The sequence below is a fragment of the Octadecabacter temperatus genome, from assembly GCF_001187845.1.
Taxonomy (GTDB): domain Bacteria; phylum Pseudomonadota; class Alphaproteobacteria; order Rhodobacterales; family Rhodobacteraceae; genus Octadecabacter; species Octadecabacter temperatus.
Genome location: NZ_CP012160.1, coordinates 1,955,226 through 1,970,721 on the forward strand (window position 1 = coordinate 1,955,226; position 15,496 = coordinate 1,970,721).

The window sequence follows — 15,496 nt, forward strand, 5'->3', positions numbered from 1 at the left end:
GTGCTCCTTTAGGCGTCAATGTTGGCGTATTGGCCGCCGACCTTGTTGGCTTCTTTGGACCAGTCACGCTTTACGCCCAAGACCAGCAATGTTGTCGAGGCCACGAAGATCGACGAGTAGGTCCCGATGATCACGCCCCAAATCATAGCAAAGACGAACCCACGGATCACGTCGCCACCCAGAACATAAAGCGAAATCAACGCCAGCAAAGTGGTGAAGGATGTCATGAACGTCCGGCTAAGGGTTTCGTTGATAGACAGGTTCAACACGTCCTTAAGGTCTTTGGCCTTATACTTACGCAGGTTTTCGCGAACACGGTCAAACACAACCACCGTATCGTTAAGCGAGTAACCAACAATCGTCAGCAAGGCCGCAATAATCGCAAGATCAAAACGGATTTGCAGCGCAGAGAAAATACCGATCGTCAGCAACACATCGTGCATCAACGCAGCAACCGCACCCAATGCGAACTGCCATTCAAACCGCATCCAGATGTAGGCCAACACCGCGCCAATCGCCAAGACAACGGCGATGATCGCGCTTTGGATAAGCTCACCGGACACGGTCGGACCGACGGATTCCGTTGCTGGGAACGCCATATTCGGATCAATGGAACGCAACGCGCCCTCAACCGCTTGGATGGTTTCGTTGCTCACAGCCTCTTCGCCGTCTTGTGTCTGGATCGCGACAGTCGCGACATTCTTGTCGTCGCCGAAGGTTGGGTCGAACACTTCGGTGATTGTCACCTCGCCCAAGTCCAATGCTTCAACAACAGAACGGTATTCTGCTACATCAATCACTTGCGTGCTTTCCGTACGCAGCGTTGTGCCGCCTTTGAAGTCGATACCAAAATTCAGCCCCTGCGCCATGAAGGACACAAACGCCACGACGACCATGATGCCCGACAAGCCAAGCCACATCTTAGCACGCTTAAAGAAGTCAAACGCCGTCTCAGACTTCACAAGGCGCAGGTATTTGCCGGCAAAAACCTGTTTGGGACGTTTGCGTTCAAACCAAATCACGACCAACAGACGGGTCACAAAGATCGCCGTAAAGACGGATGTGATGATCCCTAGACCAAGGGTAATCGCAAAACCACGCACTGGCCCTGCCCCCATTGCGAACAGAATGGCCGCTGTGATGAAAGTGGTGATGTTCGCATCAATAATTGCCGACAGCGCCTTTTCGTAGCCAAGTTCAATCGCGCGGGCTGGCCCTTTGGCCGTTCGGCTTTCCTCGCGGATACGCTCAAAGATCAGCACGTTGGCATCCACCGCCATACCAATCGTCAACACGATCCCCGCAATACCAGGCAGTGTCAGCGTACCGCCAATCAAGGATAACAACGCAAAGATCAGCGCCACGTTCACCAACAAGGCGACGTTCGCAAACACCCCCAACAAACCGTAGCTAAGCACCATGTAGATCAGCACCAGCGCAAATGCGACAAGGCAGGCAATCGCGCCCGCGTTGATGCTGTCTTGCCCAAGGTCAGGCCCAACAGTCTGTTCCTGAAGGAAATCGAGCTCAGCAGGCAAAGCGCCAGCACGCAACAGCACGGCAAGGTTCGTGGATTCTGCAATGTCAAAGTTGCCTGTGATAATACCCGATCCACCGGAAATATGGGCTGCAATGTTGGGCGCGCTAACCACTTTACCATCCAAAACAATCGCAAAGGGCGATCCGATATTGTCGAGGGTATAGTCGCCAAACTGACGCGCACCTGATGGGTTAAACCGGAATGTCACCGCAGGCCGGTTATTTTCATCAAATGTTGGTTGACTGTCGACAAGATCATCACCTGTCACCACAGCTGTGCGTTCAAGGATGTAATACAGGCCTTCTTGGTCAAGTGATGGTAGCAGTATATTACCCGCACCGGCTCGCGCTTCGGGATCAGCGGTGGAACCCACGACAGGATGAAACCCAAGCTCGCCCTGTTCACCAATCAATATTTTGACATCTTGCGCTGAGCCAATTCCCGGCACTTGAATCAAAATACGTGTATCGCCCTGACGTTGAATCGAGGGCTCGCGCGTCCCGACTTCATCAATGCGGCGACGCACGACTTCAAGGGCTTGACGCACTGTACGATCGTCTGAAGCAACCTTTTCCACATCCGTGAGCGCGACCATCAAATCCGTGTCGGACATGCGCGTAACAACGATGTCCACCTCGCCAACAGTCGTCACACTCACGACCGGCTGTGCGAGACCACGTACCAATTCCAACGCGCGATCCATTCCAGCAGCATCGGAAATACGAACACGAAGCTCACCTTCAACGTTGCTTTCGTCAGTGACAAATCCAACGATATCGCGCTGTTCCGCCAAAACATCGCGTACCTCTGGCCACATGGAACGCATCCGCGACTCGTAAACCTGTTCGACCTTAACTTCTGCCAACAGCTGTGCACCGCCGCGCAGATCGAGGCCCAAGTTCACTAACCCATCTGGCAGGAACGACGGCCACAGACCGGCATCCGCCTCAAGCTCGGGCGTGGATGTCGCCCCTTCAACCGCCAAGATCGCCTCAGCATCATTTGAGGTTTCAACCTTGCTGTAAAACCCGTTGGGCAAAGCAAACATAATGCCAAAAGCAACCACCAGCCAAATCGCGGTGCGTTTCCAAAGGTCAATCTTCAACATGTGGGCGTCCTGTCTTTTGTCTCAACCGCATCGCGGCGTTTTATTCATAATATTATGGGGTTACGCGCTGCTTCGCAGGCGTGAAATTCGAACGTGCGAGCTACCTAGGGGCAGAAATCCGCACTCGGGTCGGACCCGTCAACGCTGTCCTCGGACAGGATATCTAACCCAAACGGCAATACGCCCGCTTGCATCAACGTTGCCAGCTGCTCAGCCTCTTCGACGGTGAAAAGTCCGTTGATAATACCGCTGCCACCCCAAATCGCTGACTGGATTGTCGGGGCAGAAATGACTTCGCCACGCAGTACAATCGCGAAAGGTTCGCCGATATGTTCAGCCGTGTATTCACCAAACGTTTGGCTGCTCGCGTCAGAAAACCGAAAGATAACGGCAGGCGCGCCGTTTTGATCGAACGATGGTTCGGCCGCTACAATTGCGGTTCCATCCAACACAGGGTCGTCTTTGACGACATACACCAAGGACGGGCTACCCTTTTGGCGCAGCACTGAATGCCCTTCGGGGGCAACGATTATCTCGCTATGCGACACGCTTTCAAGAACTGACAATTCAAGAACTGACAAAAAACCGAATTCAACCTGCTCCAAAAGCGGCTCAAGCGCGCCCCGATCCAGCGGCATGCCTGACGGAATTGAAACAGTGATCTTGTCGTCAACAACATCCGTGAAATCGAACACGCCGCCGTAAAGCCCGCCAATTCGCGCACTTATAACTTCGGCTGCGTGTTCCAATTCACCGACATTCGCGTTTGAGCTTGCAGCAAGCACCAAACGGTTGCCGCCACAGGAGTCCACGACTGGCGCTGTTGGCACCATTCCTTGGGCGCCAGCAGCGCCCGCGCTTAGCCCGAGGGCTATGAGCGCGCTTCGGATCATGCGTCTGTTGGCTCTGTCTTGTTCAGGACCTGTGCGATTGTGGACTTCACAACACGGACTTTCACGTCGCTGGCAAGTTCGACTTCAACTTCGCCGTCATCTTTAACTTTGGACACTTTGCCGATCAGGCCACCAGCCGTCACAACTTGGTCACCACGACGCAGCGCTTCGACCATCGCCTGATGCTGTTTCAGTTTTTGTTGCTGTGGACGGATCAGCAAGAAATACATGATACCGAAGATCAGAATGAGTGGGATAAATTGAGCGAAAGCTTCCATGACGTCGTTTCCTTAATTGCACGCGAAGGCACCCCCCTCGCAATTTGCCGCACACTACGTTTGCGCCGCAAGATTCGCAACGTGATCCCGCGCGAACAGGGCGATGAAATGTACATACGCTCTGTGTACAGGTTGTGTACGCATTCTCTACGCCATATGACCCTTCTTAAACCGTAATCAAGGACCAGTCCCATGCACGACATTCGCGCCATCCGAGAGAACCCCGCAGCTTTTGATGCGGCCTTGTCCCGCCGCGGCGATGCGCCTTTGTCGACTGAGCTGTTGGCCATGGACGAAGCGCGCCGCGCAAAGATCGGTGCAGCGGAAGCCGCGCAAGCCGAAGCTAACAAAGCCGCCAAAGAGGTTGGCGCTGCGAAAGGGCGTGGTGATGAGGCCGAATTCGAACGCCTGCGTTCCCTTGTATCTGAAAAGAAAGCGGAAATTTCCGCACTGAACGACGAAGCCAAAGCACAAGATGCGGCTTTGACCGAGCGCCTTGCCGTGATCCCCAACCTGCCAGCCGATGATGTGCCAATGGGCGCGGATGAAAACGACAACTCTGAAATCTCGACGTGGGGCACCCCGCGCGAGTTTGATTTCAAGCCGGTTGAGCACTTTGAAATTGCTGGCGTCAAACCCAGCATGGATTTTGAAACGGCCGCGAAAATTTCTGGCAGTCGCTTTGTGCTGATGTCCGGTGCCGTGGCACGCGTTCATCGTGCACTCGCGCAGTTTATGTTGGATATTCATACGCTTGAGAACGGATTGACCGAAGTGAACCCGCCCGTCCTTGTGCGTGATGACGCGATGTATGGAACCGACAAGCTGCCAAAGTTCGCTGAAGACAGCTACCAAACGACTGAGGGCATGTGGCTGATTTCCACGTCTGAAATCCCGCTCACGTATATCGCGGCGAACCATGTCATCGATGAATCCTACCTTCCCCGCCGCTACACCGCGCATTCGCTTTGCTTCCGCTCCGAGGCGGGCAGTGCGGGTCGTGACACCTCAGGCATGTTGCGCCAGCACCAGTTTGAAAAGGTTGAGATGGTGTCTGTGACGCATCCTGACGAATCCGATGCTGAGCAAAAACGCATGCTGCGTTGCGCAGAAGATTTGCTGGAACGTCTAGAAATTCCTTACAGAACCGTTCTGCTTTGCACCGGTGACATGGGCTTTGGCGCACGCCGCACCTTTGACATCGAAGCATGGCTTCCGGGACAGAATGCTTACCGCGAGATCAGCTCGGTTTCTACGACGGGCGAATTCCAAGCCCGCCGCATGAACGCACGTTTCAAACCAGCAGATGGTGGCAAGCCGCAATTCGTTCACACGTTGAACGGTTCGGGCCTTGCGGTCGGGCGTTGCTTGATTGCGGTTCTTGAGAACGGCCAGCAAGAAGACGGCTCGGTCGTGCTCCCCAAGGCCTTGCACGGCTATATGGGTGGCAAGACAAACATCAACGCTGACGGCTCCCTTAGCTAAGCCACTGATGTGGGCGCAAAATTTCGTCGGGCAGATGGGTATAGCCCCCGTCTGCCCACTTTCGTGCATTGCGGATAGCGTCACGCTGCGCGTCGTCAACACCATGAACTTCATGATAAATCTGGCGCAATGTTGCGTTGCGTTGATACTCTGGCTCGGCATCGCAGCGATCAAGCGCGGCCATAGAAAGCTCATCCAAACCAGACGGTCCGTCCCTGTCTTTTGAAATCGCACTCATCAACGCGCCAGACAGACCAACCGGTCCAAACTTGTTGTCCAGCCGTTCGGTCACATCAAAACGCGGCGCGACACGGTCCATTTCAGACCAATCCAACCGCAAACCTGCTGCCTGCGCCCCCAAGGCCACCCAGTTCAACGAAATCGAGCTCAGCCCAACGCGCGAGCCCCCGCCCCCAACTGATCCATGATTGCCCGGAAACCATTGTTGCATGTGGGTCGGGATCAATTCTCTTTCATATTTAACGTTCAAATCCAGCATGTTTGACCACGGGTAACTGGGGAATGTCTTGCGGCGTTCATCAATTGAAATCGCATGACGTGCCGCCAGAACCATGCTGGTCAGTGCTGCATCATGAAACCGGTACTGCGCATTAAACCGCGTCGCGAAAGGGGCAAATGCGGGCAGCCCAAGGGCGCTGACCGTGTCCCAAACACCCAAATAGGCAATGCCAAGGCGCACGGCATCATTGATCGGCGCTCCATTCTTGCGCCGCCATTTGGCCTCGGTCTCGTTCACGTAAACGTTCGGTGCGAACGCGGCGCGAAACGCCAGACTTTCGGGATGATCAGGGTGCGTTTCAGGCGCACGGCTGCGGTATCGCCGCATCGCTTCAGGGATTTCAGCCAGCTTGTCACGCGCGGGAATACCGCACGACCGGATCAGCCCAACCAAAGACCGCGCTGCAAACGCACCACGCGAAAACCCGAACACCATGATCTCATCGCCCGGTTCAAACAGAAACACGAGGTTGCGATACGCCTCCTCGATAATGTCCGTCAGCCCCCAACCAAGCGCCCCGCCCAGCAGCCGATCCATCCGTCGCGCAGCCCAATTGTTGCCGCGACCAGATCCAACACCAGGCGAATACAAAACCACCTGCGGCATCCCGCCAACGGCATGGGACGCAACGCAGCGCGACAGGCGCACAACATTCGTCGGATGCTTTGCATCCGGTCTGTTCCACGTTCCATCAATAAAAATAGCGATGCGTTTCATCGGCTTGCCCTCTTCAGCTTACCCTTAGGCTGAAGTGCACTTACCCTTACGTCAAGTCAGCTAAACCTGACCTTAAGAATTCCCGCGGAACCGCTTTTTCTGATCAGCTGGCGCCTTACCCAAGTGCTTACGCAGGCGAGATGGCGTTGATTTCGTGTTGTTTTTATACGGGTTCTTATCGGCCTGTGATCTGAAATGCAGGCGGATCGGTGTCCCTGGCATATCAAAATCAAGACGCAGCCCATTTACCAGATAGCGCGAATAACTTTCCGGCAGCATGTCGGGGTGGGAACACATTACAACGAATCCTGGTGGGCGCGTTTTTACCTGTGTTGCATAGCGCATTTTGATGCGACGACCGCCCGGTGCAGGGGGCGGGTGCGCTTCGGTCATGCCCATCAGCCAACGGTTCAGGTTTGCCGTGGTTACGCGACGGTTCCAAACTTCATGGGCCCGCAAAATCGCTTCTTGAAGGCGATCAATACCACGACCTGTTTTCGCAGAAACAGTAATCAGCGGCGCGCCCTTAAGCTGTGGCAGAAGACGTGTGAATTCTTCTTTCAGCTCTTTTAGCTTGGCCTGCTTTTCTGGTTCGACATCCCACTTGTTCACCGCAAGAACCACGGCGCGACCTTCACGTTCGGCGAGGTCAGCGATGCGCAAATCTTGTTGCTCAAACGGGATTTCCACGTCGAGCAAAACGACGACAACTTCGGCGAACTTTACGGCGCGAAGGCCATCGCTTACCGACAGTTTTTCAAGCTTTTCCTGAACCTTAGCGCGTTTACGCATACCGGCTGTGTCAAAGATACGAACAGGCACACTGGTTTCGCCAGCAGCCCAGTCCATCTGAACGGAAATCGCATCGCGGGTGATGCCCGCCTCTGGCCCAGTTAACAATCGATCTTCGCCAAGGATTTGATTAATCAGCGTGGACTTACCCGCATTCGGGCGGCCAACGACGGCGATTTGCAAAGGCTTGGCTTTGGTCGGGATACGCGGACCGTCTTCGTCTTCATCATCCACATCAACGTCGGTTTCCGGTGCATCAGCGGCTGCGCGCTCTTCAAACGCATCTGACAGCGGCATCAGCACATCATACATCTCACCCAAACCTTCGCCGTGTTCAGCAGACAGGCGGATGGGTTCGCCAAGACCAAGGTTGAACCCCTCAATCACGCCCGCATCAGCGGCTTTGCCTTCGGATTTGTTTGCGGCGAGGATCACGTTGGCGTTCTTCTTGCGTAGAATATCCGCGAACACTTCGTCCGCAGGCATGATGCCCGTGCGCGCGTCGTACATGAACAGGCAGACATCGGCCATTTCGACAGCTCGTTCCGTCAGGCGGCGCATGCGGCCTTGCAAGGATTCGTCCGTCGCCTCTTCCAGACCAGCGGTATCAATCACCGTGAAGCGCAGATCGCCAAGGCGCGCAGGCCCTTCGCGCAAATCGCGCGTGACACCGGGTTGGTCATCGACCAGCGCGAGCTTCTTACCGACAAGGCGGTTGAACAACGTGGATTTGCCAACATTCGGGCGGCCGACAATGGCGAGTGTGAAAGACATGAGAATACGACTCTATAAGGTTAGAGACGCGCACTACACCGTTTAACGCTTAACGGAAAGCCAGCAATTCACCGCGCTTGGACACAACGTAAAGCGTACCATTTGCGACAACAGGGTTAGACGCAGCCCCGCCACGAATTTCAATGGTGCCAACCAGCGCGCCCGACGTTGGGTCAAACTGACGAATTAGCCCATCAGAGGAGGCCACGATCAAACGTCCCCCCGCAAGGATCGGGCCGTAGTGTGCGAAACGGGTTTTTTGACGGCGTTCGCGGTTTTCTTCAAAGCCGGGAAGCTCAACACGCCAGATCGCGGTGCCATCGTCTGCGTCCAGACGCAGCAATTCACCAAGGTCATTGACCATAAAGACGGAATCACCAGCAGGCCAAACAGGGCCAACGGCCCCTTCTGTCGCCGTCCAGATACGGCCCCCGTTGGCAATTTCCAACGCCACAACACGGCCAGAAAAGTTACCGACGTAAACGCGGTTGCCATCAATCACAGGGTCACCAGCGATGTCAGATATGTTTGATGCCGCCTGCCCCGGACGTTGGCCCGTCACGACAGTCGACCAGCGACGCAAGCCGCCTTCAGGGAACGCCGCGAGGACTTCACCTGACGGGAATGGGAAAATCGCGAACTCGCTGTTTACCGCGGCGCCAGCACCACCGGCAAAGTTAGACGTTGGCGGCGTGCTGTTTTGTGTCCAACGGATACGGCCTGAGGTCAGCTCAAGCGCCCAAGCACGGCCATCACGGGCCACGACATAGGCCAGATCGCCTTGAATGGTCGGCGCAGACGTACCCGGAGCATCAAGATCCTGACGCCAAAGTTCACCACCAGAGGCCGCGTCAAGTGCGACGACTTCACCAAAACCAGTGGTCGCCAGCAAAACAGTTCCAGCAACGGCCAAACCGCCACCAGATGCATCACGCGGATTGTCGGATGCAGGAATGACACTGCGCGACCAAAGGGTTGCGCCCGCTGGCGATGTCGCGACCACTTGGCTTTGTGCATCCAGTGTATAAATCGCGTTGGACGTCACAACTGGATCAGCAGTGATACGAAGGCGGCGGCTGTCGCCTGCCCCGATATTTACGGCGAACAACGGCGACAGTGCCGCGCCCAATGCCGGATGTGCAATGCGGTGCGTCGGGTTGCCGTTCCGGTGCGTCCAAGATGTGTTCAATGATGCAGCAGGCAATGAGATCGGGCGCGCTTCGTTTACAAAAACAATCGCTTCGGCAGCTTCACCACGAATATCGAGCCGCTCGCCCGGTAAAATTACGTCTTTCTCGCCACAGGCGACCAAAGACGTCGTCAGGGCCAACGCCATAAGCGTCTTTGCTTTGAAACCGGTTACAATCTTGCCTGTCACATCGTTCCCCTTTTCGGGCCCTTTGGAGGGTTCTTAATTGTCTTGCGCGTCGCTTGCCGCACTATCGCCGAGAAGCGCATCAATGTCACCGCCCATCGCCACAATCATGCTGAACGCGCGTTCACGCAAGCCCCGTGTGGTTTCAGCGTCTTGTGCGATCGCAAGAAATTGCGTCGTCGCAGCTTCGATGTCGCCTTCTTCTACGCTGAGCAATGCCAGTTGTTCTTGGGCAACCAGACGGAACGGTGCGCCCGCGACGGCCAATCCGGACAGCATCGCACGACGTTCTTCAATTGAAAGCGTGCCACTTTGCACCATTGCGGATTTCAGCGCGGCGAGGTCACGGTAAACCTGCGGAGCCTCTTCATCCAAAGCAACCGCTTCAAGGGCAGCGGCAGCCCCTGCGACGTCACCCGTTTCTGTGAGGTTAGACGCAACCAAAAGGCCCGTCACAGCCGCAGCAGGGCCACTTGTCTCAATTGCCAGCAAGGCAGCGGCGCGCTCTGCGTCGTCGTCAATTTCCAATGCGGCAAGGATTTCGTCACCAGCAGCCTCAGCCGCATTCGTAACCTGCGCCTTGCGGAATTCGGAATAGGCCGTGCCGCCAACGATCAGCAAAACGACCAATACCGCGATCCAGCCATACTTGCGCATATAGCCAAACAGTTGATCCTTACGGACCTCTTCGGTGACTTCTTCGATGAAGCTTTCAGAATTGCTCATAGTGCCCTCACGCAGTTTCCCGCCCCTCTTATCGCGAAGGGCTAAGCGGGGACAAGAGGCCCGCGTGAACCTTGCCCTAATCATGCGGAAATACGGACTATTCAGAAGGTTGCACACAAAAGTAACGACCCTTAACATTTCAGGCTTGTCGGTGCGTCAATCTTTCACTAATCTGAACTGGTTAGTTCAGACAATTCAGACCATAATTCTCATACCGCGAGTCACCCCACACTACGAAAGAGTCCAATGCGTTTCATGCCCCTGATTACAGCGACTGTCGTTTCGGTCGCGCTTTATGCTCTCGTTTTCGAACGCGAGGCATTGATGGTCTTTGCCCAAGTCGACCCAAGTGCAACTGACATTGAAACTGAAGAAGAAGTGGTTAATCGCATCTCTGTCGTCACGATGACGTCCGTTGCTGAAACAGTGGATAGCGCCGTTATTTTGCGGGGTCGCACCGAAGCCGCGCGTCAGGTGACAGTCGCGTCTGAAACCTCCGGCCTCGTGATTTCAGAACCGATCCGCAAAGGCGCATTCGTTGAAGAAGGGGCACTGCTTTGCCAGCTCGACCCTGGCACGCGTGCTGCATCCCTTGCCGAAGCACGCGCTCGTCTGGCCGAAGCACAGGGGCGCGTGCCAGAAGCTCAGGCCACCGTTATCGAAGCAAACGCGCGTGTTCGCGAAGCAGAGATAAACGTTAACGTCGCCCGCCAGCTTAGCGAAGACGGATTCGCATCCGAAACCCGCCTTATTTCTGCCGAGGCCGCACTCGAAGCCGCAAACGCAGGCGTTCAACGGGCATCTACATCCGTCACGTCCGCTCAAGCTGGGATTGAGGCCGCGCAAGCCGGTGTCGCCGCCGCCGAGCGCGAGATTGAGCGTCTGAACATTTCCGCCCCGTTTGCTGGATTGCTGGAAAGCGACACGACTGAAATCGGCTCGCTCATGCAGCCCGGTGCGCCATGCGCGACGATCATCCAACTCGACCCGATCAAACTGGTTGGTTTCGTTCCAGAGACCAACGTAGGCCAGATAACCGTTGGTGCGATGGCCGGCGCACGCCTTGCGACAGGTGAAGAGGTCGTTGGCGAAGTGACGTTCTTGTCGCGCTCAGCAGATGAATTGACCCGCACCTTCCGCGTTGAAGTTCGCGTTCCCAACGCTGACCTTCACATCAGTGATGGACAGACGGCTGAGATCCTTGTGGCGTCCGATGGGCGCAAAGCGCACCTGCTTCCTGGCTCTGCATTGACGTTGGATAATGACGGCAACATTGGCGTGCGCGTCGTGGGTGAAGGCAACATCGCCCGTTTCCTTCCAATTAGCGTCATGCGCGACACGATTGATGGCATCTGGGTCACAGGCCTGCCCGAAACGGTTGATGTCATCGTCGTTGGCCAAGAATACGTGACCGACGGCGTGCCGGTTGAACCGACGATGCAGGAGGCTGACGGATGATACAAATCATCGACGTCGCCGCCGCGCGTGCGCGGATGGTCATTGCGTTTATCATCCTGTCGCTTTTGGCAGGTAGCCTCGCCTATTTCGGTCTGCCCAAAGAGGGTGAGCCAGACATTGAAATCCCAATCGTATTTGTTTCGGTCCCCTTCCCCGGCATTTCCGCCGAGGATTCCGAGACGCTGCTTGTCAAACCAATGGAAGCGCAGCTGCAAGACCTAGATGGTCTTGAAAATATGACGGCAACTGCCGCCGAAGGATATGCAGGCGTTGCGCTGGAATTCGATTTCGGCTGGAACAAGACAGACACGATGGCCGACATCCGCGATGCGATGAACGCCGCTGAAGGTCAGTTCCCTTCAGGTGCTGACACCTATTCCATCAACGAAATCAACTTTTCCGAGTTCCCAATCGTTATCGTTAACCTGACGGGCAACGTTCCTGAACGCACGCTTGTGCGCGTGGCCGAAGACTTGCAAGAAGTGGTCGAAGGTATCGACGGCGTGCTTGAGGCTTCCCTCACCGGCCAGCGCGATGAGATGATCGAAGTGATCATCGATCCGCTTAAGCTTGAGGCCTACAACGTCACCGCGGGTGAGCTGATCAACGTTGTGACGCAGAACAACTTGCTGATCGCGGCGGGCGAAGTCGAAACGGCGCAAGGGTCCTTCGCTGTCAAAATCCCGTCCAGCTTTGATGAGCCACGCGACATCTACACTCTGCCCGTCAAGACCAACGGTGACAGCGTGATCACCCTTGGCGATCTTGCAGAAATCCGCCTGACGTTTGAAGACCGCAGCAGCACCGCGCGGTTTAACGGAACCACCACAGTGGCGCTTCAGGTCGTGAAACGTCGTGGTTTCAACCTGATTGATACGGCGCAAGAAGTCCGTGATGTGATTGACGCGGAACTTGCCACATGGCCTCAAGACCTGCGCGATTCAGTACAGGTTGGCGTGTCCAACGACCAATCGCGCAACGTGGATTCCATGGTACGTCAACTTGAGGGCTCAGTTCTGACGGCGATTGCACTGGTAATGATCGTGGTGCTTGCCGCCCTTGGCACACGCCCAGCGCTGCTGGTTGGCTTTGCTATCCCGACGTCGTTCTTACTGTGCTTCGCGTTCCTTGCCGTGATGGAAATCACCATCTCAAACATCGTCATGTTTGGTTTGATCCTTGCTGTGGGGATGCTGGTGGATGGCGCAATTGTTGTGGTGGAATACGCCGATAAGCGCATGAAAGAGGGCGCAGGCCCGATGGAAGCCTACACGGACGCTGCCAAACGCATGTTCTGGCCCATCGTATCGTCCACAGCCACCACGCTGTGTGCCTTCCTACCAATGCTATTCTGGCCCGGCATTCCGGGACAATTCATGGGCATGCTGCCTGTCACGATCATTTTCGTGTTGTCCGCATCCCTTGTCGTTGCACTGATTTACCTTCCCGTTCTGGGTGGCGTCACAGGCCGGATGAGCCGCGCATTTGGCAACACTTCTGACCTTCTAAAGGCACGTTTGCCGTGGTTGGTGAATGTCGCTCTGATCTTCCCTGCGATCATGATGGTGTTCATCGGCGCGATGATGACATTGAACCCTGGCTATCTGACAGGCGCACAGATTAACGACGGTGGCTTCTTTGCCTCCCTTCCCGGAATGATCTTGTTCCTTCTGGGTGGCATTGCGGTTTCCATCACTGTCGGCGCATCCAAGATCGAGCGCCCCGCCAAGAACATTAAAGCTGGATACCGTCGTTCGATCTTTGGGCACTTTATTCATTTCATTGCGGGCAATCCGATCATGCCAATCGTATCGATTGCAGGGATCGTTTTCATCGTGATGTCAGTGTTCGGCTTCTTTGGGGCCAACAATAATGGCGTTGAATTCTTCGTTGATTCAGAACCTGAACAGGCCATTGTTTACGTCCAAGCACGTGGCAACCTTAGCATTGCGGAAAAGGATATTCTCGTCGCACAAGCCGAGGCGATGGCCCTTGCCGAACCGGGTATACAGTCCGTCTTTGCCTTTGCTGGTGCAGGCGGGTTGAACCAGAACACTGGCGGCGGCGAAAGCCCTAAAGACACCATCGGCCAGCTGCAATTGGAACTCGTTCCTTGGGACGATCGCCCCGCCTTTGCCCGTGCCAATGACATTGATCTGGCGACCTTGGACGGTGACGTCATCATGGCGCGTCTTCAGGCGGAACTTGAAACTCTCCCCGGAATTCGCACTGAAATCCTCAACCTGTCGCGTGGGCCCGGTGCGGCAAAACCCGTTCATCTGCGCCTGACTAGCGGCAACTGGGACGACCTCCAATCTGCGGCTGCCACCGTGCGTGCGCAGTTCGACGACACGACCGGTTTGACCCTCATTGAGGATAGCCGCCCCCTGCCCGGCATCGATTGGGAAATCACGGTCGATGTTGAAAAGGCAGGCCGTTACGGTGCCAACGTCGCAACTGTTGGCGGCATGGTGCAACTTGTGACACGCGGTATTTTACTCGACACGATGCGGGTGGACACCTCGGATGAGGAAATCGAAATCCGCGTGCGTTTGCCTGAAGCGGACCGCGTGCTATCCACGCTCGACAGCTTGCGTGTGCGCACCACGTCCGGCCTCGTGCCGCTGTCTAACTTCATCACCCGCACCCCCGTGCCGGAACTGGCCCAGATCGACCGGATCGACCAGAACCGCTACTTTGATGTGAAGGCGGATGTTGAAGCGAACCTTACAAAATTCACAGTTGGCGAAGGCGAAACCCTATCCGTGCTCGGCCTGTTCCGCGAAGTACAAGACGGTGAGAGCACCGTTGATGCCGCGCGCACAATAGAAGCATCTGACGGTACTCTATTTGAACTGGTCGAACTGCTTGATGCGGCCAGCATCGCAGACGTTCAAACAGCGATCACCGATGGCGATGCGACACCCGTCGCCGTGAACGGCAACGAACGTATCGAACTCCTCACCGAATGGCTCGAAACCAACCCGCTCCCCGCGTCCGTAAACTATGAATGGACAGGCGATCAGGAAGACCAAGCCGAATCCGGAGCCTTTCTTATGCAAGCCTTTGCAGGTGCGTTGGGGCTGATGTTCATCATCTTGCTGGCACAGTTTAACTCGGTCTATAATTCGGTCCTCGTTCTGCTGGCGGTGATCTTGTCCACCACAGGTGTGCTGATCGGGATGTTGGTTATGGATCAGGCGTTCTCGATCATTATGACGGGTACAGGCATCGTGGCCTTGGCGGGGATCGTTGTGAACAACAACATCGTGCTGATTGATACCTACCAAGAATATGAACGTTACATGCCACGCACCGAGGCGATCACGCGCACCGCGGAAGATCGTATTCGGCCTGTTCTGCTGACGACCATCACCACCATGGCGGGCCTTGCACCGATGATGTTCGGTCTATCTTTGGACTTCATTGGCGGTGGCTTTTCCATCGACAGCCCGACGTCGCTTTGGTGGAAGCAATTGGCCACGGCCGTTGTGTTCGGCCTTGGTATCGCAACGGTTCTGACGCTAGTGTTCACGCCTTCCATGTTGGCGCTACGAGTCTGGATCACGACATATGCACGTTGGGGTGCACAGCTTTTGTCCAAACTCTCAATGGGGCGCCAAAGCCGTGCCGCACAAGACTGGGCACTGTCACGTGAGGCCAAACGGGTTAAAGCGCCAGAGATTATCTGGGATGATCCGGATGCTCTGCCTGTTCCGGTTGAAGCCTCCCTAAAAGCCGCCGAATAGTTGACATAACAATTCGTCATGGTGCGCATGATTGCAGCGCTCTGACATAGCTCCTAACCTATCCTGGTACCTCAATCAGGA

Annotated in this window: 10 protein-coding genes; 3 read left to right on the plus strand and 7 right to left on the minus strand. The window is 55.6% G+C overall.

All coding sequences use genetic code 11. The features are described from left to right. Nucleotides 1–8 precede the first annotated feature (8 nt). From secD to yajC, 3 genes are all read right to left on the minus strand, one after another. Nucleotides 9–2,648, minus strand: coding sequence for a protein translocase subunit SecD (secD, locus tag OSB_RS09850; RefSeq protein WP_049834837.1), 2,640 nt, complete (start codon nucleotides 2,646–2,648; stop codon nucleotides 9–11). A gap of 104 nt (nucleotides 2,649–2,752) precedes the next feature. Beyond that, nucleotides 2,753–3,541 carry a preprotein translocase subunit SecD gene (locus OSB_RS09855; protein WP_049834838.1) on the minus strand — a complete coding sequence of 263 codons (789 nt, stop codon included), beginning with the start codon at nucleotides 3,539–3,541 and terminating at the stop codon, nucleotides 2,753–2,755. Next, the gene (gene yajC / locus OSB_RS09860) at nucleotides 3,538–3,819 is read right to left on the minus strand and encodes a preprotein translocase subunit YajC (protein WP_049834839.1); all 282 of its coding nucleotides are present in this window, start codon (nucleotides 3,817–3,819) and stop codon (nucleotides 3,538–3,540) included. The genes OSB_RS09855 and yajC overlap by 4 nt, the downstream gene beginning before the upstream one ends. Before the next feature lie 192 nt (nucleotides 3,820–4,011). Between yajC and serS the strand changes: the two genes are divergently transcribed. Continuing rightward, the gene (serS, locus tag OSB_RS09865) at nucleotides 4,012–5,304 is read left to right on the plus strand and encodes a serine--tRNA ligase (protein WP_049834840.1); all 1,293 of its coding nucleotides are present in this window, start codon (nucleotides 4,012–4,014) and stop codon (nucleotides 5,302–5,304) included. On the opposite strand, the gene OSB_RS09870 is transcribed toward serS, so the two are convergent. The 4 genes from OSB_RS09870 to OSB_RS09885 all read right to left on the minus strand — a co-directional run bounded on the left by OSB_RS09870 (nucleotide 5,297) and on the right by OSB_RS09885 (nucleotide 10,208). Further along, nucleotides 5,297–6,541, minus strand: coding sequence for a phospholipase effector Tle1 domain-containing protein (locus OSB_RS09870; RefSeq protein WP_049834841.1), 1,245 nt, complete (start codon nucleotides 6,539–6,541; stop codon nucleotides 5,297–5,299). The two genes, serS and OSB_RS09870, sit on opposite strands and share 8 nt — an antisense overlap. 72 nt (nucleotides 6,542–6,613) lie before the next feature. After that, nucleotides 6,614–8,107 (minus strand): ribosome biogenesis GTPase Der, encoded by a 1,494-nt coding sequence (gene der, locus OSB_RS09875; protein WP_049834842.1) that lies wholly within the window; start codon nucleotides 8,105–8,107, stop codon nucleotides 6,614–6,616. A gap of 49 nt (nucleotides 8,108–8,156) precedes the next feature. After that, nucleotides 8,157–9,485 carry a PQQ-like beta-propeller repeat protein gene (locus tag OSB_RS09880; RefSeq protein ID WP_082166451.1) on the minus strand — a complete coding sequence of 443 codons (1,329 nt, stop codon included), beginning with the start codon at nucleotides 9,483–9,485 and terminating at the stop codon, nucleotides 8,157–8,159. 33 nt (nucleotides 9,486–9,518) lie between these two features. Further along, nucleotides 9,519–10,208: a tetratricopeptide repeat protein gene (locus OSB_RS09885; RefSeq protein WP_049834843.1), complete on the minus strand. Its 690-nt coding sequence runs from the start codon at nucleotides 10,206–10,208 to the stop codon at nucleotides 9,519–9,521. Between the two features lie 246 nt (nucleotides 10,209–10,454). On the opposite strand from OSB_RS09885, the gene OSB_RS09890 reads away from it, so the two are divergent. Both OSB_RS09890 and OSB_RS09895 read left to right on the plus strand, forming a co-directional pair. Next, the gene (locus OSB_RS09890) at nucleotides 10,455–11,666 is read left to right on the plus strand and encodes an efflux RND transporter periplasmic adaptor subunit (RefSeq protein WP_049834844.1); all 1,212 of its coding nucleotides are present in this window, start codon (nucleotides 10,455–10,457) and stop codon (nucleotides 11,664–11,666) included. After that, the gene (locus OSB_RS09895) at nucleotides 11,663–15,415 is read left to right on the plus strand and encodes an efflux RND transporter permease subunit (protein ID WP_049834845.1); all 3,753 of its coding nucleotides are present in this window, start codon (nucleotides 11,663–11,665) and stop codon (nucleotides 15,413–15,415) included. The genes OSB_RS09890 and OSB_RS09895 overlap by 4 nt, the downstream gene beginning before the upstream one ends. The last annotated feature ends 81 nt before the right edge of the window (nucleotides 15,416–15,496 follow it).